Below are 21,788 nucleotides of genomic sequence, written 5' to 3' on the forward strand. Positions count from 1 at the left end.
AACGTGTCTATGCCGCAACCGCTGATTTGGCTGGTGGAAGATGAAGCCAGCATCGCTGAAACCTTACTCTATATGCTGCAACAGGATGGGTTTGCCGTCACCGCGTTTGAGCGGGGATTACCGGTACTGGATGCAGCGGCACAGCGGTTGCCCGAATTGGTCATCCTTGATGTTGGCCTGCCGGATATCAGCGGCTTTGAGCTGTGCCGGCGTCTGCTGGCGCGCGCACCCGCGCTGCCAGTGCTGTTTCTGACCGCGCGCAGCGAAGAGGTCGACAAACTGCTGGGGCTGGAGATGGGCGCGGATGACTATATCGCCAAACCCTTCTCGCCGCGCGAAGTGTGCGCCCGCGTGCGCACCGTGTTGCGTAGGTTGCAGAAAGCGTCGCTGCATAGCGACCGTATCCGCGTCGGCGAGTTTGAACTGGATGAAACCGCGGCGATTATCCTCTGGTGCGGCGAAACGCTGAATCTGACGCGGTATGAATTCCTGTTAATGAAAACACTATTGCAGGCGCCGGGCAGGATCTTCTCGCGCCAGCAGTTGATGGACCAGGTGTGGTGCGATGGGCAAGAGAGCTTCGATCGTACCGTCGACACCCATATCAAAACGCTGCGCGCCAAGCTGCGCGCAATCAATCCTGAACTGACGCCAATCAATACCCATCGCGGCATGGGTTACAGCCTGGGGCTGCGCTGATGCGTATCGGCATGCGCCTGCTGCTGGGCTACTTCCTGATTGTGGCAGTGGCCGCCTGGTTTGTGCTGTTTATCTTCGTGCAGGAGATCAAACCCGGCGTGCGTCGCGCCACCGAAGGCACGCTGATTGATACCGCGACATTGCTGGCAGAGTTTGCCCGCGAGGATTTGCGCAGCGGGCATGCACAGGATGGGCGGCTGGCGCAGGCCTTTGCCACCCTTCATCAGCACCCGATTAACGCCCATATCAACGGTATTCACAAAGTGCGCAACGAGTACCATGTCTATATGACGGACGCGAGCGGGCGCGTGGTATTTGATTCGACGGGCAAGGCGCTGGGCGAGGACTATTCGCGCTGGAATGATGTCTGGTTAACGCTGCGCGGGCAGTATGGCGCGCGTAGCTCACCCTTGGTTGCGGGCGATCCGCAAAGTACGGTGATGTATGTCGCTGCGCCTGTGACGGATGCGGGGCGGATCATTGGCGTGGTGAGCGTCGGTAAACCCAATAGCGCAATGGAGCCGGTGATAAAACGCAGCGAACGGCGCATTTTGTGGGCTGGTGGCGCACTGCTCGGCATTGCGCTGCTGATTGGCGGGGCGATGGTCTGGTGGATCAACCGCGCGATCGGCAAGCTCGCTCGTTATGCGGATTCGGTAACCGAAGACCGCCCGGTGCCATTGCCTGAACTGGGCAGCAGCGAGCTGCGCAAACTGGCGCAGGCGCTGGAGAGCATGCGCGTCAAGCTGGAGGGGAAAAACTATATTGAGCAGTATGTTTATGCCCTGACCCATGAGCTGAAAAGCCCGCTGGCGGCGATCCGCGGCGCGGCAGAGATCCTGCGTGAACATCCTCCCCAGCCAGTCGCGACCCGCTTCACGGAGAATATTCTCGCGCAGAATAGCCGTATGCAGCGCCTGGTTGAGAAGTTGCTGCATCAGGCGAAGCTGGAGAACCGTCTGGAGATCGCCTTTGCGCCTGTTGAGATGAGTGCGCTCTTTCAGCAATTGCAGGAGGAGCGAAGCGCGGTGGCAGCGGCAAAGGCGCTAAACCTTGTTTTTGAAGCCAACGATGCGGTGGTGGCGGGTGATAAAGAGCTGCTGGCGCAGGCGGTGGGAAACCTGCTGGATAATGCCATCGACTTTACACCTGCTGGTGGCAATATTGTGCTGCGCGCCGCAGAGGAAGCCGACAAGATAGTCATCACGGTGAGCGACAGCGGTGCCGGTATTCCTGATTATGCGCTGCCGCGCATCTTTGAGCGCTTCTACTCCCTGCCGCGCGGAAATGGGCAGAAGAGCAGCGGATTAGGGCTGGCCTTTGTCCAGGAAGTCGCGCGCTTGCATCACGGCGCTATCACCGTTTCCAACCGTGAGGAAGGCGGTTGCGAAGCCCGTCTGACACTTCACCCTCACTTCACATAACTTCAAATGCTTCACACATAGCCTCGTTATGCTGCGCGCATCACTAAGGAGAAGGCTATGTTGAAATCCCCCCTGTTCTGGAAAATGGTTACGCTGGCAAGTTGCCTGTGTGTATTACTTATCCCGCTGACAATGCTCAGCAGCCTGATTGGCGAGCGCGCCGATTATCGACATGACGTGACCGATACGCTGCGCCAGAGCAGCGCCGGCTCGCAAAAACTGATCGGCCCGCTGATCGCCATCCCGGTAACGGAAACCACCGTGTCGCTGGAGAGCAGCGGCGAAAACGAACCGCCGAAAGAGATACGCCGCAAGCAGAGTTTCATCCGTTTATGGTTGCCGGAATCGCTGATGGTCAACGGCAATCAGCAGGTTGAAACACGCAAAATCGGTATCTATGACGGGCAGATCTGGCACAACAACATTGATATTAACGCCGAGTTCGACCCGAAGCGGCTGGATATCAAACCGAGTGAAAATGTGACGCTTGGCGAACCGTTTATCGTGCTGGCGGTGAGCGACTCACGCGGCATTGGCCTGGTGCGCAGCACAAGCGTTAATGGCGAAGCGCTGCGCGTCGAGCCGGGGACCGGGTTGACGAGCGATCTGCAGGGCGTGCATATGCCGCTGGCGATGGAGAGCCTGCAAAAACCGCTCAAGCTGGCGATGTCGTTCAATCTGAGTGGAACCGGTGAATTTTCCGTGGTGCCGCTTGGCCGTAATAGCGAGATGGCGCTGAAGGGCGACTGGCCGCACCAGGGGTTTATGGGCGATTTCCTGCCGGAAAAACGTGAAGTGAGCGAGAGCGGATTCCAGGCGCACTGGCAGAGTAGCTGGTTTGCCAACAATCTGGACAGTAAAGTGCGCGATATGACCGTGCTCTCCAGTAAGAACAATTGGGAACTGCCGGCGTTCAGCGTCAATATCGTCACCCAGGCGGATCAGTATCAACTGACCGACAGAGCGATAAAGTATGCCATCTTGCTGATCGTGCTGACTTTCCTCGCCTTCTTCGTGTTTGAAAGCCTCACCGCGCGGCAGATGCACCCGATGCAATATCTGCTGGTTGGTCTGTCGCTGGTGATGTTTTATCTGGTATTACTGGCGCTCTCTGAACACACCGGATTTACCGTCGCGTGGATTATTGCCAGCCTGCTCGGTGCGCTGTTGAACGGCTTCTATCTGCAGGGCGTAATGAAAAGTTGGCGTGCCAGTCTGGGCTTTACCGCCGCGCTACTGCTGCTTGATGCGGTGATGTGGGGGCTGCTCAACTCTGAGGATAATGCGCTCTTACTGGGAACCGGCGTGCTGTTTGTGGCGCTGACCGCGGTGATGTTCCTGACGCGTAAATTTGACTGGTATGCGCTCTCGGCGGCAGGGATAAAACGGATCGCAGCAGAGCCTGCGACGGAAGATGAGTTAAGGATCTGGAAATAAAAAAAGCGGCGCACTGTGCGCCGCTTTTTCGTTTGCGTTCGTTTATTCCTGCAGATCGCCGCAGAAGCGGTAACCTTCGCCATGAATAGTGGCGATAATTTCTGGCGTATCCGGCGTTGATTCAAAGTGCTTACGGATACGGCGGATGGTGACATCCACGGTACGATCGTGCGGTTTCAACTCACGCCCGGTCATTTTTTTCAGCAGCTCAGCACGCGACTGAATCTTGCCCGGGTTTTCGCAGAAGTGCAGCATCGCGCGGAACTCACTGCGCGGCAGCTTATACTGCTCGCCGTTCGGGCTAATCAGCGAACGACTGTTGATATCCAGCTCCCAGCCATTGAATTTGTAGCTATCGACGCTGCGGCGCTCTTCGCTGATGGTACCGAGATTCATGGTACGGGACAGCAGGTTGCGCGCGCGGATAGTCAATTCACGCGGGTTAAAAGGTTTAGTGATGTAATCGTCAGCGCCAATTTCAAGACCGAGGATCTTATCGACCTCGTTGTCGCGACCGGTCAGAAACATCAGCGCGACATTTGCTTGCTCACGCAGCTCACGCGCCAGTAAAAGACCATTTTTACCCGGCAGATTGATATCCATAATCACCAGGTTTACATCGTGTTCAGAAAGGATCTGATGCATTTCAGCGCCATCAGTCGCTTCAAAGACATCGTAGCCTTCTGCTTCGAAAATGCTTTTCAACGTGTTGCGTGTTACCAACTCGTCTTCAACAATAAGAATGTGCGGGATCTGCATGTTTGCTACCTAAATTGCCAACTAAATCGAAACAGGAAGTACAAAAGTCCCTGACCAGCCTGGTGCATGTCGAAAATTAACATGACGGCATAACATGACTAAAGTACGTAATTGCGTTCTTGATGCACTTTCCATCAACGTCAACAACATCATTAGCTTGGTCGTGGGCACTTTCCCTCTGAACCCGACAGTGTCAAAAACGGCTGTCATCCTAACCATTTTAACAGCAACATAACAGGCTAAGACGCAAATGACACCCAATAAAACTACGCTTCGTTGACATATATCAAGTTCAATTGTAGCACGTTAACACTTTAGCGAAATTCTGATAGCCAGCTGCTAGCTTCTATTACAAATTTTCAATAAACCAAGTAGTTGCGTGCGCTAATTGATAAATAGCCTGAATCCAACACAGGCAGACATTTCTGTATTAAAATGCCAAGAAGAAACAGAGGGATATGCCCGTTCTGTTAACATCTTAACAGGTAATATTGCTGATAAACAGTTTAGCTTTTTTTAAGCGTAGAGACGGGTCAGATCGGCGATTAGTGTTATGTAATTGTAAATTCGCTCCGCGTAATATGTTGATTGATGTCACATTTTTTCAGCGGGCATGAAAAAAGAAGGTTTCGATGCAACTGGCAATTGTTCTTGTCTCCCCCGCGCGAGCGGAAAACGTTGGCGCAGCGGCGCGTGCCATGAAAACGATGGGCTTTACTGATTTACGTATTGTCGACAGCGATGCCCATTTACAGGAAGCCGCACGGCGTGTTGCGCACGGTTCAGGAGAGATCCTGGATAACGCGAAACATTACGCGACGCTCGCCGACGCGCTGACCGATATTCCTTTCACCATTGCCACCACTGCGCGTAGCCGGGCGAAATTTCACTATTACGCGACGCCTGAGCAACTTGTGCCGTTATTAGAGGAAAAAAGCGCCTGGCTTAGCGGCGCGGCGTTGGTTTTTGGGCGCGAGGATTCCGGGCTGACCAATGATGAACTGGCGCTGGCGGATATTTTAACCGGCGTGCCGATGGCGGCAGATTACCCTTCGCTTAATCTCGGCCAGGCGGTAATGGTATTTTGCTATCAATTATCTGCGTTAATGCAAAGTGCGCCGCAAACCATTTCTCAGGTTGATAATAACCAGTTAAGTGCACTGCGTTTACGGGCACATAATTTACTCAAAAAATTAGACGTGGTTGACGATATGAAAATGGTCGACTGGCTGGACCAGCGGCTTGGCTTACTTGAGCAGCGCGACACCGCCATGTTGCACCGTTTGCTTCACGATATCGAAAAAAAGCTTATCGAGTAACGCGCTGTAATAAGATTCTTTTATAGCTGAAGATGCTGCGATATCGATTTCTCATCGCCCTGATCGGGCTGTAAACGGCTCCGCTTTTAGCGCAGACGGGAATTGAATAAATTCTGCATAAATAAAAAATAAATTGACTTAAGCAGGCAGATACTTTAACCAATATAGGCATACAGCACAGACAGATAATAATACAGAGCACAACATCCATGGCACGCATCTGCACGATTACCACTATTACAACCATCACCATTACCACAGGTAACGGTGCGGGCTGACGCGTACAGGAAATACTGAAAAAAGCCCGCACCTGAACAGTGCGGGCTTTTTTTTCGAGCAAAAATCAAGGGGTAAAGCATGAGAGTGTTGAAGTTCGGCGGTACATCAGTGGCAAATGCGGAGCGTTTTCTGCGTGTTGCCGATATTTTGGAAAGTAATGCCAGGCAGGGGCAAGTCGCAACCGTACTCTCTGCTCCCGCAAAAATTACTAACCATCTTGTCGCGATGATTGAAAAAACCATCTCCGGACAGGATGCCATTCCCAACATTAGCGATGCGGAGCGTATTTTCTCCGAGCTGCTGCAGGGGCTTTCAGATGCGCAGCCCGGCTTTCCGCTCGCACAACTCAAAACCGTGGTCGATGCCGAGTTCGCGCAGATCAAACATGTTCTGCACGGCATCAGCCTGCTGGGCCAGTGCCCGGACAGCATCAATGCTGCGCTTATCTGCCGGGGTGAAAAGCTCTCTATCGCGATTATGGCCGGGCTGCTGGAAGCACGCGGTCACAAAGTGACGGTTATCGATCCGGTCGAAAAACTGCTCGCGGTCGGGCACTATCTCGAATCAACGGTCGATATCGCTGAATCCACGCGCCGTATCGAAGCGAGCCGTATTCCGCAGGATCATATGGTGCTGATGGCCGGTTTCACCGCCGGGAATGAGAAGGGCGAACTGGTGGTGCTTGGGCGTAACGGCTCCGATTACTCCGCCGCCGTGCTGGCCGCATGTTTACGCGCCGACTGTTGTGAAATCTGGACGGATGTTGACGGCGTATATACCTGCGACCCGCGCCAGGTGCCGGACGCCAGGCTGCTGAAGTCGATGTCCTATCAGGAAGCCATGGAGCTCTCCTACTTCGGCGCTAAAGTTCTTCATCCCCGCACCATTACCCCCATCGCCCAGTTCCAGATCCCATGCCTGATTAAAAACACCGGTAACCCGCAAGCACCAGGTACGCTGATTGGCGCCACCTCGGATGATGATGCATTGCCGGTTAAGGGCATCTCGAATCTTAACAATATGGCGATGTTCAGCGTTTCCGGCCCGGGAATGAAAGGGATGGTCGGCATGGCCGCCCGCGTCTTCGCCACCATGTCGCGCAACGGCATCTCCGTTGTGCTGATCACACAATCTTCATCCGAATACAGCATCAGCTTCTGCGTGCCGCAGTCCGACTGCGCCCGTGCGCAGCGCGCGATGAATGAAGAGTTCTATCTGGAACTGAAAGAGGGGCTGCTGGAGCCGCTCGCGGTGATGGAGCGCCTGGCGATCATCTCTGTTGTCGGCGACGGCATGCGCACCTTACGCGGCATCTCGGCGAAATTCTTTGCCGCACTGGCGCGCGCCAATATCAATATCGTGGCAATTGCCCAGGGTTCCTCTGAGCGTTCCATCTCTGTTGTGGTCAGTAATGATGATGCAACGACCGGTGTTCGCGTCACCCACCAGATGTTGTTCAACACCGATCAGGTGATTGAAGTCTTTGTGATCGGCGTTGGCGGCGTTGGCGGCGCATTGCTGGAACAGCTTAAGCGCCAGCAAACGTGGCTGAAAAGTAAGCATATCGATCTGCGCGTCTGCGGCGTCGCTAACTCAAGAGCGCTGCTGACCAATGTTCATGGGTTGAACCTGGATAACTGGCAGGCAGAACTTGCCGAAGCGAAGGAGCCGTTTAACCTTGGCCGACTGATTCGTCTGGTGAAGGAGTATCACCTGCTGAACCCTGTGATCGTCGATTGCACCTCCAACCAGGCGGTCGCCGATCAGTATGCCGACTTCCTGCGCGAAGGTTTCCACGTCGTCACGCCGAACAAAAAAGCGAACACCTCGTCGATGGATTACTACCATCAGCTGCGCCGCGCCGCAGAGAAATCGCGCCGCAAATTCCTCTATGACACCAACGTTGGCGCGGGTCTGCCGGTGATTGAAAACCTGCAAAACCTGCTTAACGCCGGTGATGAGCTGCAACGCTTCTCCGGCATTCTCTCCGGCTCTTTATCCTTTATTTTCGGTAAGCTCGACGAAGGGATGAGCCTGTCGGAAGCGACAAAAGTGGCGCGTGAGATGGGCTACACCGAGCCGGATCCGCGTGACGATCTCTCCGGTATGGATGTTGCGCGTAAGCTATTGATCCTCGCGCGTGAAACCGGGCGTGAGCTGGAATTGACGGATATCGTGATCGAGCCGGTTCTGCCAGCAAGCTTCGATGACTCTGGCGATGTCGACAGCTTTATGGCGCGTCTGCCATCGCTGGATGATGAGTTTGCCAGCCGCGTGGCGAAGGCCCGTGACGCTGGCAATGTGCTGCGTTATGTTGGCAACATTGAAGAGGATGGCACCTGCCGGGTGAAGATTGCCGAAGTCGACGGCAACGATCCGTTGTATAAGGTGAAAAACGGCGAGAACGCGCTGGCGTTTTACAGCCACTATTACCAGCCGTTGCCGCTGGTGCTGCGCGGTTACGGCGCGGGTAATGATGTCACGGCGGCGGGCGTGTTTGCCGACCTGCTGCGTACGCTTTCGTGGAAGTTAGGGGTCTGAGATGGTGAAGGTGTATGCGCCGGCGTCTAGCGCCAATATGAGCGTAGGGTTTGATGTCCTCGGCGCGGCGGTAACGCCGGTCGATGGCACGCTGTTAGGCGACACGGTGTCGGTGGAATCCGCTGAACACTTTAGTCTGCAAAACAGAGGGCGTTTCGCCAGTAAGTTACCGAGCGAAGCGCGGGAGAATATCGTCTATCAATGCTGGGAGCTCTTCTGCCAGGAGATTGGCAAGCAGGTGCCGGTGGCGATGACGCTGGAAAAAAACATGCCGATCGGCTCCGGTCTCGGCTCCAGCGCCTGTTCGGTGGTGGCGGCGCTGGTGGCGATGAACGAGTTTTGCGGTAAACCGCTTGATGAGACGCGCATGCTGGCGCTGATGGGCGAGCTGGAAGGGCGCATCTCCGGCAGCGTGCATTACGACAACGTCGCGCCTTGCTACCTCGGCGGCATGCAGTTGATGATCGAGGAAAGCGGCATTATCAGCCAGCAGGTGCCATGCTTTGATGAGTGGTTATGGGTGCTTGCCTACCCGGGTATTAAAGTCTCGACGGCAGAAGCACGCGCCATTTTACCGGCGCAGTATCGCCGTCAGGAGTGTATTGCTCACGGGCGTCACCTGGCTGGATTTATTCATGCCTGTTACTCCCGCCAGCCCGCGCTGGCGGCGAAATTGATGAAAGATGTGATTGCCGAACCCTATCGCATGAAGTTGCTGCCAGGCTTTGAGCAGGCACGTCAGGCGGTAGCGGATATCGGCGCGCAGGCCTGCGGCATCTCTGGTTCTGGCCCAACGCTGTTTGCGTTGTGCGACAAGCCGGATACCGCGCAGCGCGTGGCCGACTGGCTCGGCAAACACTATCTGCAAAATCAGGAAGGCTTCGTTCATATTTGCCGGCTGGACACGGCGGGCGCAAGGGTAGTGGGATAACCAATGAAACTCTACAACTTAAAAGATCACAATGAGCAGGTCAGCTTCGCGCAGGCCGTCACACAAGGGCTTGGCAAAAATCAGGGGCTCTTCTTCCCGCACGATCTGCCGGAATTCAACCTGACGGAAATCGACGAGATGCTGGAGCAGGATTTCGTCAGCCGCAGCGCGAAGATCCTCTCCGCTTTTATCGGCGATGAGATCCCGCAGGAAGCGCTGGAAGCCCGCGTGCGTGCTGCGTTTGCCTTTCCGGCCCCGGTAAAACCGGTTGAAAACGATATCGGCTGCCTGGAGCTGTTCCACGGGCCGACGCTGGCGTTTAAAGATTTCGGCGGGCGCTTTATGGCGCAGATGCTGAGCGCCATCAGCGGCGATAAGCCGGTCACCATTCTGACTGCGACCTCTGGCGACACCGGCGCGGCCGTTGCTCATGCCTTCTACGGCATGAAGAATGTTCGCGTGGTGATCCTCTACCCGCAGGGCAAAATCAGCCCGCTGCAGGAGAAGCTCTTCTGTACGCTGGGTGGGAATATCGAAACGGTTGCCATTGATGCTGACTTCGACGCCTGCCAGGCGCTGGTCAAACAGGCTTTTGACGATGAAGAGCTGAAGAGCGCGCTGGGTCTCAACTCCGCCAACTCGATTAACATCAGCCGCCTGCTGGCGCAGGTGTGCTACTACTTTGAAGCGGTGGCGCAGCTGCCGCAAGAGGCGCGCAATCAGCTGGTGGTGTCGGTGCCAAGCGGTAACTTCGGCGATCTGACCGCCGGGCTGCTGGCGAAGTCACTCGGCCTGCCGGTGAAGCGTTTTATCGCCGCCACCAACGCCAACGACACCGTGCCGCGTTTTCTGAAAGAGGGCGAGTGGCAGCCAAAAGCGACGCAGGCGACGCTGTCAAATGCGATGGATGTCAGCCAGCCGAACAACTGGCCGCGCGTGGAGGAGCTGTTCCGCCGTAAAATCTGGCGTCTGAACGAGCTGGGTTACGCGGCGGTGGATGATGAAACCACCAAAGCGACGATCGTTGAGCTGAAAGAGAAGGGCTACGTCTCAGAGCCTCACGCCGCAATTGCTTACCGCGCCCTGCGCGATCAGCTCCATCCGGGGGAATATGGCCTGTTCCTCGGCACTGCGCATCCGGCGAAGTTCAAAGAGAGCGTGGAAGCTATCCTTGGCGAAACGCTGCCGCTGCCGAAAGAGCTGGCGGACCGTGCGGATCTGCCGCTGCTCTCCCACTCCCTGCCTGCGGATTTTGCGGCGTTACGCCAGCTGATGATGCAAAAAGCGTAATCTTAAGCATCCTCCACCTGCGGGTGGGGGACGCTTTTCCGCTTACTGTTCGTGGCGCTTAAACACCAGCTCGTCTGGCGTCGAGGCCGTCTCATCAAAGAAGTACCCTTCGCGGTCAAAGCCCGTTAGCTGCTCCGGCTTCGTCAGACGCTGCTCAATGATGTAGCGGCTCATCAGGCCACGCGCTTTCTTGGCGTAGAAACTGATGACCTTAAACGTGCCGTTTTTCTCATCGAGAAACACCGGTTTGATGATGCGCGCATTGAGCTTTTTCGGCTTCACAGCGCGGAAATACTCATCGGATGCCAGGTTAACCACAATCTCATCGCCCTGTTCGACCAGCGCTTCATTCAGCGTATCGGTGATGATATCGCCCCAGAACTGGTAGAGATCTTTGCCTCTCTCATTCTCAAAACGAATACCCATCTCCAGACGATAGGGCTGCATTAAATCGAGCGGACGCAGCACGCCATACAGGCCGGATAACATACGCAGGTGCCGCTGGGCGAAGTCAAAATCCGCGTCGCTGAAGGTTTCAGCCTGCAGGCCGGTATAAACATCGCCTTTAAATGCGAGCAGCGCCTGGCGCGCGTTTTCCGGCGTGAAGTCGGGCTGCCAGTCGTGAAAACGGGTGGCGTTGAGGTCGGCGAGTTTGTCGCTTATCCCCATCAGCTTTTTGATCTGCGGCGCGGAAAGCGTGCGGGCGGTCTTAATCAGCTGTTGAGAGTGCTCCAGCAGCGCTGGCTGGGTGAAACGCTCGGTTGCCAGCGGGCTCTGGTAATCGAGCGTCTTGGCAGGTGAAATCAAAATCAGCATGCTCACTCCTTGCTGTGTGAGAAATTTCCGCTGACTTTAACAAAAAAATCACCTGGCTTGATCGATAGTTGCGATTAGCGAGACGAAGGGGGCAGGGAGTCCCAACTGCCTGGCGCCAGCTGACGCTGAATCTCCGGATAACGCTGCGGGTTAAACACCGGCTCGACGCCGAGTTTACGCTGGCGCAGGTAGTCGCCTGCCAGGAGCTTTACCACCGGCGACAGCAGCAGGATGGCGGTCAGGTTAATCATCGCCATCAGCGCCATCACTACATCGGCGATATGCCAAATTAGCGGTACGCTGACCAATGAACCGCACAGCACCATTACCACCACGACGCCCCGCAGCAGCAGCAGGTTGCCCCGGCTGTTGCGGCCTAAAAAGATCAGGTTGTTCTCGGCATAGAGGTAGTTTGCAAGGATTGAGGTAAAGGCGAACAGCAGCACCACCAGCGCGATAAACCCGGCGCTCCAGCCGCCAGCAAGAGAGACCATCGCCTGTTGCATCAACTGGATGCCGATAAGGCTGCTCTCTGCCGGTCCGTTACCTGCCAGCAGCAGCATCATCGCGCTGGCGGTGCAGACCAGAAAGGTATCCGTCAGCACACCAATCATCTGCACAATGCCCTGCGCAACCGGATGGGGCGGGGAGGAGGCTGCCATCGCCGCGGCATTCGGCGAGGAGCCCATTCCCGCTTCGTTAGTTGAAACACTGCGCTGAAACCCGCTGGTCATCGCCTGGCTCAGTGTCCAGGCCATGGTGCCGGTCGCCGCCTCTTGCCAGCCGAAGGCACTTTTAAAAATGGTTTCGAAGACCTCCGGTAACAGGCTGGCATGCCAGAGGCTGATGCTGAAGCTCACCACAATCCATGCCAGCGCAATCAGCGGCACCATCCACTGCATCAGACGGGAAAGCACCGCCAGACCACGGGTCATAAACAGCAGGCAGCCCACCGCCAGCACCAGACCGGTCAGCGTGCCCGGCACCTGCCAGGCGAAGTGAACGGCGCGCGTTACCACGCTGGATTGAATGGTGTTAAACACCAGCCCATAAGCGAGGAGCAGGAAAACGGAGAAGAGCACGCCCATCCAGCGCATGCCAAGGCCGCGCGCCATATACCAGGCCGGGCCGCCGCGCAGTTGATTATTGGCATCGCGCTCTTTATAGAGCTGGGCCAGCGCGCACTCGGCGAAACTGGTCGCCATGCTGATAAGCGCCGCGATCCACATCCAGAAGATCGCGCCAGGTCCGCCAGCGGTGAGGGCAAATGCCACGCCCGCCAGGTTGCCACTGCCTAAGCGCGTCGCCAGGCTCAGGCAGAGCGCCTGCCACGAGGTGAGGGCTCCGGGCGGCACGCTGCGGCCGCTTTTCAGACTTTTGCCAAAGTCGCGGAAAAAACGAAACGGAACAAACAGGCTGCGAAATGCAAACCAGATACCCGCCGCTGCCAGCAGGTATACCATCAGCGATCCCCACAGGATCTCACTGATAAAAGAGAAGAATTCTGGCATTAACGACCCTCTTGTCGATGCCGGGGGAGGTAACCTGCGACGGCGCGTTTACAACGGGCTTATCCCTTCGCAGGCAATTAATCAGGGAGTTTATCATACAATGCCACCTGCATTGTCTGCGGTTGCGCTGACAGGGCGTCGTGTTATCATCTTGCCAGACCGGTTACATCCCCCTAACAAGTATACTCGTCATACTTCTCGTTCAGGTGCGCTGGCAGCCTTTGCGCCCGACAAGCCATAAAGGCGTCATCGGTCTCGACGTGATTTATTCAGGGTATCGTTTAAAGAGAAACATTATCATGACGGATAAATTGACCTCCCTGCGTCAGTACACAACAGTCGTGGCTGATACCGGAGATATCGCGGCAATGAAGCTCTATCAGCCGCAGGATGCTACAACCAACCCTTCTCTGATCCTTGGGGCAGCCCAAATCCCGGAATACCGTAAACTGATTGACGAAGCTGTGACCTGGGCGCGCAGCCAGAGCAGCGATCGCGCGCAGCAAGTGGTTGATGCGTCCGACCGCCTGGCCGTTAACATCGGTCTGGAAATCCTCAAACTGATCCCGGGCCGTATCTCTACTGAAGTTGACGCGCGCCTCTCTTACGACACCGAAGGCTCCATCGCCAAAGCCAAACGCCTGATCAAAATGTATAACGATGCTGGCATCAGCAACGATCGTATCCTGATCAAGCTGGCTTCCACCTGGCAGGGCATTCGCGCAGCAGAACAGCTGGAAAAAGAGGGCATCAACTGTAACCTGACGCTGCTCTTCTCCTTCGCCCAGGCGCGTGCCTGTGCCGAAGCGGGCGTCTACCTGATCTCCCCGTTCGTGGGTCGTATTCTTGACTGGTACAAAGCTAATACCGACAAGAAAGAGTACGCACCGGCAGAAGATCCGGGCGTGGTTTCCGTGAGCGAAATCTACCAGTACTATAAAGAGCACGGGTATGAAACCGTGGTGATGGGCGCAAGCTTCCGCAATATCGGCGAAATCATTGAACTGGCTGGCTGCGACCGTCTGACCATCGCCCCGGCGCTGCTGAAAGAGCTTTCAGAAAGCGAAGGCGCGCTGGAGCGCAAACTGGTCTACACCGGCGAAGTAAAAGCGCGTCCGGAGCGCATCAGCGAAGCGGAGTTCCTGTGGCAGCACAACCAGGATCCGATGGCGGTTGATAAACTGGCGGACGGTATCCGCAAGTTTGCCGTTGACCAGGAAAAACTGGAAAAAATGATCGGCGATCTGCTGTAATCATCAGGCGTGGCCGGGCTCCCGGTCACGCTTCTTCTCTCCACTCTGTTTGCCTCTCCCCTCAGCGTGTATCATTCCGTAAACGGTTTTATGCAACGGAATAATTATGGATACCTTACGCATTGGTTTAGTTTCGATTTCCGATCGCGCCTCCAGCGGCGTTTATGAAGACAAAGGCTTACCCGCGCTCGAAGCGTGGCTGGCATCGGCCTTAACCACCCCGTTTCATATCGAAACGCGCCTGATTCCTGACGAGCAGACCATCATCGAACAAACGTTATGTGAGCTGGTGGATGAGATGAGCTGTCATCTGGTGTTGACCACTGGCGGAACCGGCCCGGCGCGACGCGATGTGACCCCCGATGCCACCCTCGCCGTTGCCGATCGCGAGATGCCGGGCTTTGGCGAGCAGATGCGCCAGATCAGCCTCAATTTTGTGCCGACGGCCATTCTTTCGCGCCAGGTGGGCGTGATCCGTAAACAGGCGCTGATCCTCAACCTGCCGGGCCAGCCGAAATCGATTAAAGAGACCCTTGAAGGGCTGAAAAGCGAAAACGGTGAAGTGAAAGTTGCAGGGATTTTTGCCAGTGTACCGTATTGTGTACAGCTTCTTGATGGCCCCTACGTGGAAACAGATCCGCAGGTCGTAGCAGCTTTTCGTCCTAAAAGCGCAAGGCGCGAAACTTTATCCTGAAAGCAGCGCTTTTCTGACATATGCGATCCCGGCAGTGGCGTATTGATATTTTTACGGTATAGTCATTTTTAGTTTACATAACTCGTAAAAATATAATCGTTCACTCTTATCAACGGTTCGCTATGTCACATTACACACGCCCTCTGAACAAACAGGATTATAAAACCCTGACCCTCGCCGCCCTCGGCGGGGCGCTGGAGTTTTACGATTTCATCATCTTCGTCTTTTTCGCCGCCGTGGTCGGGGAACTCTTCTTCCCGGCCGATATCCCCGAGTGGCTGCGTCAGGTGCAGACCTTTGGTATTTTTGCCGCCGGTTATCTGGCGCGCCCGCTGGGCGGCATTGTGATGGCGCACTTCGGCGATCTGGTCGGGCGCAAGAAGATGTTCACCCTCAGCATTCTGCTGATGGCGCTGCCAACGCTGGCGATTGGCCTGCTGCCGACCTATGCCTCAATGGGCATAGTCGCGCCGCTGCTGCTACTGTTTATGCGCGTGTTACAGGGCGCAGCGATTGGTGGCGAAGTGCCTGGCGCATGGGTGTTTGTTGCTGAGCATGTCCCGGCGCGCCGCATTGGTATTGCCTGCGGCACGCTGACGGCGGGCTTAACGGTTGGCATCCTGCTGGGATCGGTGGTTGCCACGCTGGTCAATACCAGCATGACGCAGCAGGCGATCCACGACGGCGGCTGGCGTATCCCCTTCCTGCTTGGCGGCGCGTTCGGGCTGGTGGCAATGTATTTACGCCGTTGGCTGCGTGAAACCCCCATTTTCCTGGAGATGCAGCAGCGCAAAGCGCTGGCGCAGGAGCTGCCGGTTAAAGCGGTGGTGCTGAAGCACAAAAAGGCAGTAGTGGTCTCAATGCTGCTGACATGGCTGCTCTCAGCCGGGATTGTGGTCGTCATTCTGATGTCACCGGTCTGGCTGCAAAAGCAGTTTGGCTTCGCGCCCGCCCTGACCTTACAGGCAAACAGCATCGCTACGGTTATGCTCTGCTTTGGTTGTCTGGCGGCGGGGCTATTAGTCGATCGCTTTGGTGCCAGCCGCACCTTTATCGTCGGCAGCCTGCTGCTCGCCGCTTCGAGCTGGCTCTTCTATCACCGCGTTGGCAGCCACCCAGAACAACTCTTTCTGCTCTATGGCCTGGTTGGGCTGTGCGTGGGCGTTGTGGGCGCAGTGCCTTATGTGATGGTGCGCGCCTTTCCGGCGGAGGTGCGTTTTACCGGCATCTCTTTCTCTTACAACGTCTCCTATGCCATCTTCGGCGGGCTGACGCCGATTGCGGTGACGATGCTGATGAGCGTCTCGCCGATGGCACCGGCCTGGTACGTGCTGGCGCTCTCCTTGATGGGGTTTGGCCTGGGCGTTTGGCTGCGCCAGGATCTGCATCATGCCGATAGTGTGGCCGACACCCCGCTCGAATCCTTATAAAAAAACGGAGCCTTCAGGCTCCGTTTTTTATTGCTGGCACTTGAACGAATCAGTGCTTTTCGCCAATCGGCAGCACGGTGCGGCCAAACTGTTCGTTCAGCACTTCACCCATCGCAAGGTAGATCGCGCTGGCACCGCAGACGAGGCCAATCCAGCCCGCGATATGAACGATGTTTTCGTTATCCGCCAGATGTCCCACTGCCAGCAGCGCAAACAGCACCGTCAGGCTCAGGAAGACAAACTGCAACATGCGCGCGCTCTTCAGCGTGCCGAAGAACATAAACAGGGTAAAGACGCCCCAGATGGCTAAATAGACGCCGAGGAAGTGGCCGTTGGTCGCCTCTGTCAGCCCCATTTTCGGGAACAGCAGAATTGCTACCAGCGTCAACCAGAAAGAACCGTAAGAGGTAAAAGCCGTTAAGCCGAAGGTGTTGCCTTTTTTATACTCAAGCAGGCCGGCAAAAATTTGTGCGATACCACCATAGAAAATGCCCATGGCCAGGATAATGACATCCATCGGGAATAGACCAATATTGTGCAGGTTAAGCAGAATAGTGGTCATGCCGAAGCCCATTAAGCCCAGCGGAGCCGGATTAGCCAACTTAGTGTTGCCCATAATTCCTCAAAAGAATCAATTGATAAAGGGGAGAAATAATTACCCCGCGGGCGTTTTCTGCAAGCGGGGCGCGGCATCATAAATAGCGCCATCCGGCCTGTCTATGATCTGAACAGGTGGAAATTAAATATTTTTTTATTGTCTCCCCCTTGATGCGCGGCGCGGCGACCCCATCTTGTAGTCAACCGCATTTTGTGGGCTTGCAAAAAAATCAATACAGGGCAGTTGAAACCGTGAGGTTTGCCCTTATTACAGGTTCACAACCAGCTGATGACGAATTTTTAGTGGAGACGTTTAGATGGGTAAAATTATTGGTATCGACCTTGGGACAACCAACTCTTGTGTAGCCATCATGGATGGGGCTCAGGCGCGCGTGCTTGAGAACGCTGAGGGCGATCGCACCACGCCTTCCGTAATTGCGTACACACAGGATGGCGAGACTCTGGTAGGTCAGCCGGCTAAACGTCAGGCAGTGACGAACCCGCAAAACACGCTGTTTGCGATCAAGCGCCTGATTGGCCGTCGCTTCCAGGACGAAGAAGTCCAGCGTGACGTATCTATCATGCCTTACAAAATCATGGCAGCCGACAACGGCGACGCCTGGATTGATGTGAAAGGCAACAAAATGGCACCGCCGCAGATCTCTGCTGAAGTGCTGAAAAAAATGAAGAAAACGGCGGAAGATTACCTGGGTGAACCGGTAACTGAAGCGGTTATCACCGTTCCGGCTTACTTTAACGATGCGCAGCGTCAGGCGACCAAAGACGCTGGCCGTATCGCGGGCCTGGAAGTAAAACGTATTATCAACGAACCGACAGCGGCTGCGCTGGCTTACGGTCTGGATAAAGAGACCGGCAACCGCACTATCGCGGTATACGACCTGGGCGGCGGTACCTTCGATATCTCCATCATCGAAATCGACGATGTTGACGGCGAAAAAACCTTCGAAGTACTGGCGACCAACGGTGACACCCACCTCGGTGGTGAAGACTTCGACAGCCGTCTGATCAACTACCTGGTGGAAGAGTTCAAGAAAGATCAGGGTATCGATCTGCGCAACGATCCGCTGGCAATGCAGCGCCTGAAAGAAGCGGCAGAGAAGGCGAAAATCGAGCTCTCTTCTGCACAGCAGACCGACGTGAACCTGCCGTACATCACCGCAGACGCGACCGGTCCGAAACACATGAACATCAAAGTGACTCGCGCGAAACTGGAAAGCCTGGTCGAAGACCTGGTAAGCCGTTCTATCGAGCCGCTGAAAGTTGCGCTGCAGGATGCGGGCCTCTCCGTTTCTGACATCAACGACGTGATTCTGGTCGGTGGCCAGACCCGTATGCCGATGGTGCAGAAAAAAGTGGCTGAGTTCTTCGGCAAAGATCCGCGTAAAGATGTGAACCCGGATGAAGCAGTTGCTATCGGTGCTGCGGTTCAGGGCGGCGTTCTGACCGGTGAAGTTAAAGACGTTCTGCTGCTGGACGTTACCCCGCTGTCGCTGGGTATCGAAACCATGGGCGGCGTGATGACTCCGCTGATCAACAAAAACACCACCATCCCGACCAAGCACAGCCAGGTGTTCTCTACTGCGGAAGACAACCAGTCTGCGGTAACCATCCACGTGCTGCAGGGTGAGCGTAAACGCGCCTCCGATAACAAATCGCTGGGCCAGTTCAACCTCGACGGTATCAACCCGGCACCGCGCGGCATGCCGCAGATCGAAGTCACCTTCGATATCGACGCCGATGGTATTCTGCACGTCTCTGCGAAAGACAAGAATACCAACCGTGAGCAGAAGATCACCATCAAGGCTTCTTCTGGTCTGAACGAGGATGAAATCCAGAAAATGGTGCGTGACGCGGAAGCGAACGCCGAGTCTGACCGTAAGTTCGAAGAGCTGGTACAGACCCGTAACCAGGGCGATCATCTGCTGCACAGCACCCGTAAGCAGGTTGAAGAAGCAGGCGACCAACTGCCGGCTGAAGACAAAACTGCAATCGAGTCCGCGCTGAGCGAGTTGGAAACCGCGCTGAAAGGCGAAGACAAAGCGGCCATCGACGCGAAAATGCAGGCGCTGGCACAGGTTTCCCAGAAACTGATGGAAATCGCCCAGCAGCAGCACGCACAGCAGCAGGCAGGCGGCGCTGATGCTTCTGCGAACAACGCCAACGCGGCGAAAGATGACGACGTGGTTGACGCCGAGTTCGAAGAAGTTAAAGACAAAAAGTAATCGCCCTCATGCAGGGTAGATAACCAGCACGGGCGTCGGAGTTTTCTCCACGCCCGTGCTCGTATGTTAAGGGGCAGATAAACCGATGGCGAAGCAAGATTATTACGAGATTCTCGGCGTGTCGAAAACGGCCGAAGAGTCTGAGATCAAAAAGGCGTACCGACGCCTGGCCATGAAATTTCACCCGGACCGCAACCAGGGCGATAAAGAGGCCGAAAGCAAATTCAAAGAGATCAACGAAGCCTATAAGGTCCTGACCGATCCCCAGAAACGCGCGGCGTACGATCAGTATGGTCATGCGGCCTTTGAGCAGGGCGGCGGTGGCGGTGGATACGGCGGCGGCGGCTTTGGCGGCGGTGCCGACTTCAGCGACATCTTTGGCGATGTCTTTGGCGACATTTTCGGCGGCGGTCGCGGTCGTCAACGTGCGGCGCGTGGTTCCGATCTGCGTTACACCATGGAGCTGACGCTGGAAGAAGCGGTACGCGGCGTCACGAAAGAGATCCGCATCCCGACGCTGGAAGAGTGCGACATCTGCCACGGCAGCGGCGCAAAAGCGGGTACCCAGCCGCAGACCTGTCCGACCTGTCATGGCTCCGGCCAGGTGCAGATGCGCCAGGGCTTCTTTGCCGTACAGCAGACCTGTCCACACTGTCAGGGCCGCGGTACGCTGATTAAAGATCCGTGCAACAAATGTCACGGCCACGGTCGCGTTGAGAAATCCAAAACCCTCTCCGTGAAGATCCCGGCAGGGGTGGATACCGGCGATCGTATTCGTCTGAGCGGCGAAGGCGAAGCGGGCGAGCACGGCGCGCCGGCAGGCGATCTCTACGTTCAGGTGCAGGTGAAACAGCACCCGATCTTCGAGCGTGAAGGCAATAACCTCTACTGCGAAGTGCCGATCAACTTTGCTATGGCGGCGCTGGGCGGCGAAATCGAAGTGCCGACGCTGGATGGTCGCGTGAAGCTGAAAGTGCCGAGCGAAACCCAGACCGGCAAGCTGTTCCGCATGCGCGGTAAAGGCGTGAAATCCGTGCGCGGTGGCGCGCAGGGCGATCTGCTGTGCCGCGTAGTCGTTGAGACGCCGGTTGGCCTGAACGAGAAGCAGAAACAGCTGCTGCAGGATCTGCAGGACAGCTTTGGTGGCCCGACGGGGGAAAACAACAGCCCGCGCTCCAAAAGCTTCTTCGACGGCGTGAAAAAATTCTTCGACGATCTGACGCGCTAAGCGTCCCGCATCACCTCTCTTTATCAACCCGGCGCTGCCGGGTTTTTTTTTGCCCGCTCGTATACCTCGGGAAAACAGAGCAAATAAGCAATAATAATCTGTTTTTAACGAAGAGTAGCGAGGAGTAAGATAGCCGCCACGACGTTACAGGGAGTGGGAGAATCCGATGAAGTTTTTGCACCGTTTTTTAAATAGCGATGCCTCAGGTGGCATCGTGCTGATTTGTGCCGCCGCGCTGGCCATGCTCTGCGCGAACCTCGGCGCGACGCAGGAGATTTACAGCTCGTTTTTACAGACCCCAGTCCAGCTGAAAGTCGGCTCGCTTGAGATCAATAAAGACATGCTGTTGTGGATTAACGATGCGCTGATGGCGATCTTTTTCCTGATGGTCGGTCTGGAAGTGAAGTATGAACTAGTTGAGGGGACGCTCGCCAGCCGTCAGCAGGCGGTATTCCCGGTGATTGCCGCGCTGGGTGGAATGGTTGCACCCGCGCTGATCTTCCTGCTGTTTAATGGTCATAACCCGCTGGCAAGCCACGGTTGGGCCATTCCTACCGCGACCGATATTGCCTTTGCCCTTGGCGTGCTGGCGCTGTTAGGTAATCGCGTCCCGCCGGTACTGAAGGTGTTTCTGATGGCGCTGGCGATCATTGACGATCTCGGCGCGATTGTGATTATCGCACTCTTCTACACCAGCGATCTCTCGACTCTGGCGCTGGGCGTTGCCGCCACCGCTATCGCCGTGCTGGCAATCATGAATGCACTCAATGTGCGCCGCATCGGTCTCTATATGTTAGTGGGCGTCGTGCTGTGGACGGCGGTGCTGAAATCCGGGGTACATGCCACGCTTGCGGGCGTTATCGTCGGTTTCTTTGTGCCGTTGAAAAAAGAGAATGGCGTATCGCCGTTACATCAGCTGAGTGATGCGATTAGCCCGTGGGTCGCCTGGCTTATTCTGCCGCTGTTTGCTTTTGCCAATGCCGGGGTTCCTCTTACCGGTATGTCGCTCTCCGGCCTGACGGATGTACTGCCGCTGGGGATTATTGCTGGCCTGGTGATCGGTAAACCGCTCGGTATTTCGCTCTTCTGCTGGCTGGCGCTGCGTTTGAAACTGGCGAAGCTGCCGCATGGCGCGGTGTTCAAACAGATTATGGCGGTCGGTGTGCTGTGCGGTATCGGCTTTACCATGTCGATCTTTATCTCGTCACTCGCCTTTGGTGATGCGCATGCCGATATGATCGCCTGGAGCAAACTGGGCATTCTCACCGGCTCGGTTATCTCGGCCGTGGCGGGTTACTGCCTGCTGCGTACGCGCCTTATCCGCACGGCGTAGTCAC

The 21,788-nt window shown here is 55.9% G+C and carries 19 protein-coding genes and 1 other annotated feature; of the genes, 15 read left to right on the top strand and 4 right to left on the bottom strand.

Translation table 11 applies throughout. From position 1 onward, the window contains the following. Positions 1-9 precede the first annotated feature (9 nt). The 3 genes from creB to creD are packed head-to-tail and all read left to right on the top strand — an operon-like array spanning position 10 to position 3,560. The gene (gene creB / locus IAE48_RS09550; protein ID WP_128483678.1) at positions 10-699 is read left to right on the top strand and encodes a two-component system response regulator CreB; all 690 of its coding nucleotides are present in this window, start codon (positions 10-12) and stop codon (positions 697-699) included. Next, positions 699-2,123, top strand: coding sequence for a two-component system sensor histidine kinase CreC (creC, locus tag IAE48_RS09555; RefSeq protein ID WP_200134204.1), 1,425 nt, complete (start codon positions 699-701; stop codon positions 2,121-2,123). Before creB ends, creC begins: the two co-directional genes overlap by 1 nt. Positions 2,124-2,180: 57 nt before the next feature. After that, positions 2,181-3,560 (top strand): cell envelope integrity protein CreD, encoded by a 1,380-nt coding sequence (creD, locus tag IAE48_RS09560; protein ID WP_200134205.1) that lies wholly within the window; start codon positions 2,181-2,183, stop codon positions 3,558-3,560. Between the two features lie 42 nt (positions 3,561-3,602). Here the strand turns inward: creD and arcA are convergent, their stop codons facing one another. Further along, the gene (gene arcA / locus IAE48_RS09565; RefSeq protein WP_023480336.1) at positions 3,603-4,319 is read right to left on the bottom strand and encodes a two-component system response regulator ArcA; all 717 of its coding nucleotides are present in this window, start codon (positions 4,317-4,319) and stop codon (positions 3,603-3,605) included. A gap of 94 nt (positions 4,320-4,413) precedes the next feature. Between arcA and yjjY the strand changes: the two genes are divergently transcribed. The 6 genes from yjjY (at position 4,414) to thrC (ending at position 10,679) form a co-directional block, all read left to right on the top strand. After that, entirely contained in the window at positions 4,414-4,554 is a 141-nt protein-coding gene (yjjY, locus tag IAE48_RS09570) for a protein YjjY (RefSeq protein WP_086870418.1), read from the top strand. A gap of 397 nt (positions 4,555-4,951) precedes the next feature. After that, positions 4,952-5,638: a tRNA/rRNA methyltransferase gene (locus IAE48_RS09575; protein ID WP_200134206.1), complete on the top strand. Its 687-nt coding sequence runs from the start codon at positions 4,952-4,954 to the stop codon at positions 5,636-5,638. A gap of 209 nt (positions 5,639-5,847) precedes the next feature. Next, entirely contained in the window at positions 5,848-5,916 is a 69-nt protein-coding gene (gene thrL / locus IAE48_RS09580; protein WP_124971581.1) for a thr operon leader peptide, read from the top strand. Next, positions 5,855-5,972: a sequence feature (Thr leader region), on the top strand. (Overlaps the previous gene by 62 nt.) Positions 5,973-5,995: 23 nt before the next feature. Beyond that, positions 5,996-8,458 carry a bifunctional aspartate kinase/homoserine dehydrogenase I gene (gene thrA, locus IAE48_RS09585; protein WP_200134207.1) on the top strand — a complete coding sequence of 821 codons (2,463 nt, stop codon included), beginning with the start codon at positions 5,996-5,998 and terminating at the stop codon, positions 8,456-8,458. Position 8,459: 1 nt separating this feature from the next. Further along, the gene (gene thrB, locus IAE48_RS09590; protein WP_200134208.1) at positions 8,460-9,389 is read left to right on the top strand and encodes a homoserine kinase; all 930 of its coding nucleotides are present in this window, start codon (positions 8,460-8,462) and stop codon (positions 9,387-9,389) included. Between the two features lie 3 nt (positions 9,390-9,392). After that, the gene (gene thrC / locus IAE48_RS09595; RefSeq protein ID WP_042713419.1) at positions 9,393-10,679 is read left to right on the top strand and encodes a threonine synthase; all 1,287 of its coding nucleotides are present in this window, start codon (positions 9,393-9,395) and stop codon (positions 10,677-10,679) included. Between the two features lie 42 nt (positions 10,680-10,721). Here thrC and yaaA read toward each other — a convergent pair whose 3' ends face one another. Then, positions 10,722-11,495 (bottom strand): peroxide stress protein YaaA, encoded by a 774-nt coding sequence (gene yaaA / locus IAE48_RS09600; protein ID WP_200134209.1) that lies wholly within the window; start codon positions 11,493-11,495, stop codon positions 10,722-10,724. Between the two features lie 74 nt (positions 11,496-11,569). Continuing rightward, positions 11,570-13,006: a sodium:alanine symporter family protein gene (locus tag IAE48_RS09605; protein ID WP_200134210.1), complete on the bottom strand. Its 1,437-nt coding sequence runs from the start codon at positions 13,004-13,006 to the stop codon at positions 11,570-11,572. A gap of 299 nt (positions 13,007-13,305) precedes the next feature. Between IAE48_RS09605 and tal the strand changes: the two genes are divergently transcribed. The 3 genes from tal (at position 13,306) to IAE48_RS09620 (ending at position 16,383) form a co-directional block, all read left to right on the top strand. Then, the gene (gene tal / locus IAE48_RS09610) at positions 13,306-14,259 is read left to right on the top strand and encodes a transaldolase (protein WP_042713423.1); all 954 of its coding nucleotides are present in this window, start codon (positions 13,306-13,308) and stop codon (positions 14,257-14,259) included. Between the two features lie 106 nt (positions 14,260-14,365). After that, the gene (gene mog / locus IAE48_RS09615; RefSeq protein ID WP_054802782.1) at positions 14,366-14,953 is read left to right on the top strand and encodes a molybdopterin adenylyltransferase; all 588 of its coding nucleotides are present in this window, start codon (positions 14,366-14,368) and stop codon (positions 14,951-14,953) included. Positions 14,954-15,075: 122 nt separating this feature from the next. Continuing rightward, entirely contained in the window at positions 15,076-16,383 is a 1,308-nt protein-coding gene (locus IAE48_RS09620; RefSeq protein WP_200134211.1) for an MFS transporter, read from the top strand. Between the two features lie 49 nt (positions 16,384-16,432). Here the strand turns inward: IAE48_RS09620 and satP are convergent, their stop codons facing one another. Next, complete coding sequence (gene satP / locus IAE48_RS09625; protein ID WP_042715340.1) at positions 16,433-16,999, bottom strand: acetate uptake transporter; 567 nt, start codon at positions 16,997-16,999, stop codon at positions 16,433-16,435. Between the two features lie 298 nt (positions 17,000-17,297). Here satP and dnaK point away from each other — a divergent pair, with 298 nt between their 5' ends. The 3 genes from dnaK to nhaA all read left to right on the top strand — a co-directional run bounded on the left by dnaK (position 17,298) and on the right by nhaA (position 21,784). Then, the gene (gene dnaK / locus IAE48_RS09630; RefSeq protein ID WP_124969893.1) at positions 17,298-19,223 is read left to right on the top strand and encodes a molecular chaperone DnaK; all 1,926 of its coding nucleotides are present in this window, start codon (positions 17,298-17,300) and stop codon (positions 19,221-19,223) included. Positions 19,224-19,308: 85 nt separating this feature from the next. Continuing rightward, positions 19,309-20,451 carry a molecular chaperone DnaJ gene (dnaJ, locus tag IAE48_RS09635; protein WP_023480326.1) on the top strand — a complete coding sequence of 381 codons (1,143 nt, stop codon included), beginning with the start codon at positions 19,309-19,311 and terminating at the stop codon, positions 20,449-20,451. A gap of 166 nt (positions 20,452-20,617) precedes the next feature. Beyond that, positions 20,618-21,784, top strand: a complete 1,167-nt coding sequence (gene nhaA, locus IAE48_RS09640; RefSeq protein WP_200134212.1) for a Na+/H+ antiporter NhaA — start codon at positions 20,618-20,620, stop codon at positions 21,782-21,784. The last annotated feature ends 4 nt before the right edge of the window (positions 21,785-21,788 follow it).

The sequence above is a fragment of the Kosakonia sp. S57 genome (assembly GCF_016516575.1).
GTDB classification, from domain to species: Bacteria; Pseudomonadota; Gammaproteobacteria; order Enterobacterales; family Enterobacteriaceae; genus Kosakonia; species Kosakonia cowanii.

Bases quoted from the DNA above. Each gene is read 5' to 3' on its own strand.
- arcA (WP_023480336.1), bottom strand. From the start codon at position 4,319: ATGCAGATCCCGCACATTCTTATTGTTGAAGACGAGTTGGTAACACGC.
- mog (WP_054802782.1), top strand. From the start codon at position 14,366: ATGGATACCTTACGCATTGGTTTAGTTTCGATTTCCGATCGCGCCTCC.
- IAE48_RS09605 (WP_200134210.1), bottom strand. From the start codon at position 13,006: ATGCCAGAATTCTTCTCTTTTATCAGTGAGATCCTGTGGGGATCGCTG.
- thrC (WP_042713419.1), top strand. From the start codon at position 9,393: ATGAAACTCTACAACTTAAAAGATCACAATGAGCAGGTCAGCTTCGCG.
- thrA (WP_200134207.1), top strand. From the start codon at position 5,996: ATGAGAGTGTTGAAGTTCGGCGGTACATCAGTGGCAAATGCGGAGCGT.
- tal (WP_042713423.1), top strand. From the start codon at position 13,306: ATGACGGATAAATTGACCTCCCTGCGTCAGTACACAACAGTCGTGGCT.
- creC (WP_200134204.1), top strand. From the start codon at position 699: ATGCGTATCGGCATGCGCCTGCTGCTGGGCTACTTCCTGATTGTGGCA.
- dnaK (WP_124969893.1), top strand. From the start codon at position 17,298: ATGGGTAAAATTATTGGTATCGACCTTGGGACAACCAACTCTTGTGTA.
- satP (WP_042715340.1), bottom strand. From the start codon at position 16,999: ATGGGCAACACTAAGTTGGCTAATCCGGCTCCGCTGGGCTTAATGGGC.
- yjjY (WP_086870418.1), top strand. From the start codon at position 4,414: ATGACTAAAGTACGTAATTGCGTTCTTGATGCACTTTCCATCAACGTC.
- nhaA (WP_200134212.1), top strand. From the start codon at position 20,618: ATGAAGTTTTTGCACCGTTTTTTAAATAGCGATGCCTCAGGTGGCATC.
- creB (WP_128483678.1), top strand. From the start codon at position 10: ATGCCGCAACCGCTGATTTGGCTGGTGGAAGATGAAGCCAGCATCGCT.
- IAE48_RS09620 (WP_200134211.1), top strand. From the start codon at position 15,076: ATGTCACATTACACACGCCCTCTGAACAAACAGGATTATAAAACCCTG.
- thrB (WP_200134208.1), top strand. From the start codon at position 8,460: ATGGTGAAGGTGTATGCGCCGGCGTCTAGCGCCAATATGAGCGTAGGG.
- dnaJ (WP_023480326.1), top strand. From the start codon at position 19,309: ATGGCGAAGCAAGATTATTACGAGATTCTCGGCGTGTCGAAAACGGCC.
- creD (WP_200134205.1), top strand. From the start codon at position 2,181: ATGTTGAAATCCCCCCTGTTCTGGAAAATGGTTACGCTGGCAAGTTGC.
- IAE48_RS09575 (WP_200134206.1), top strand. From the start codon at position 4,952: ATGCAACTGGCAATTGTTCTTGTCTCCCCCGCGCGAGCGGAAAACGTT.
- yaaA (WP_200134209.1), bottom strand. From the start codon at position 11,495: ATGCTGATTTTGATTTCACCTGCCAAGACGCTCGATTACCAGAGCCCG.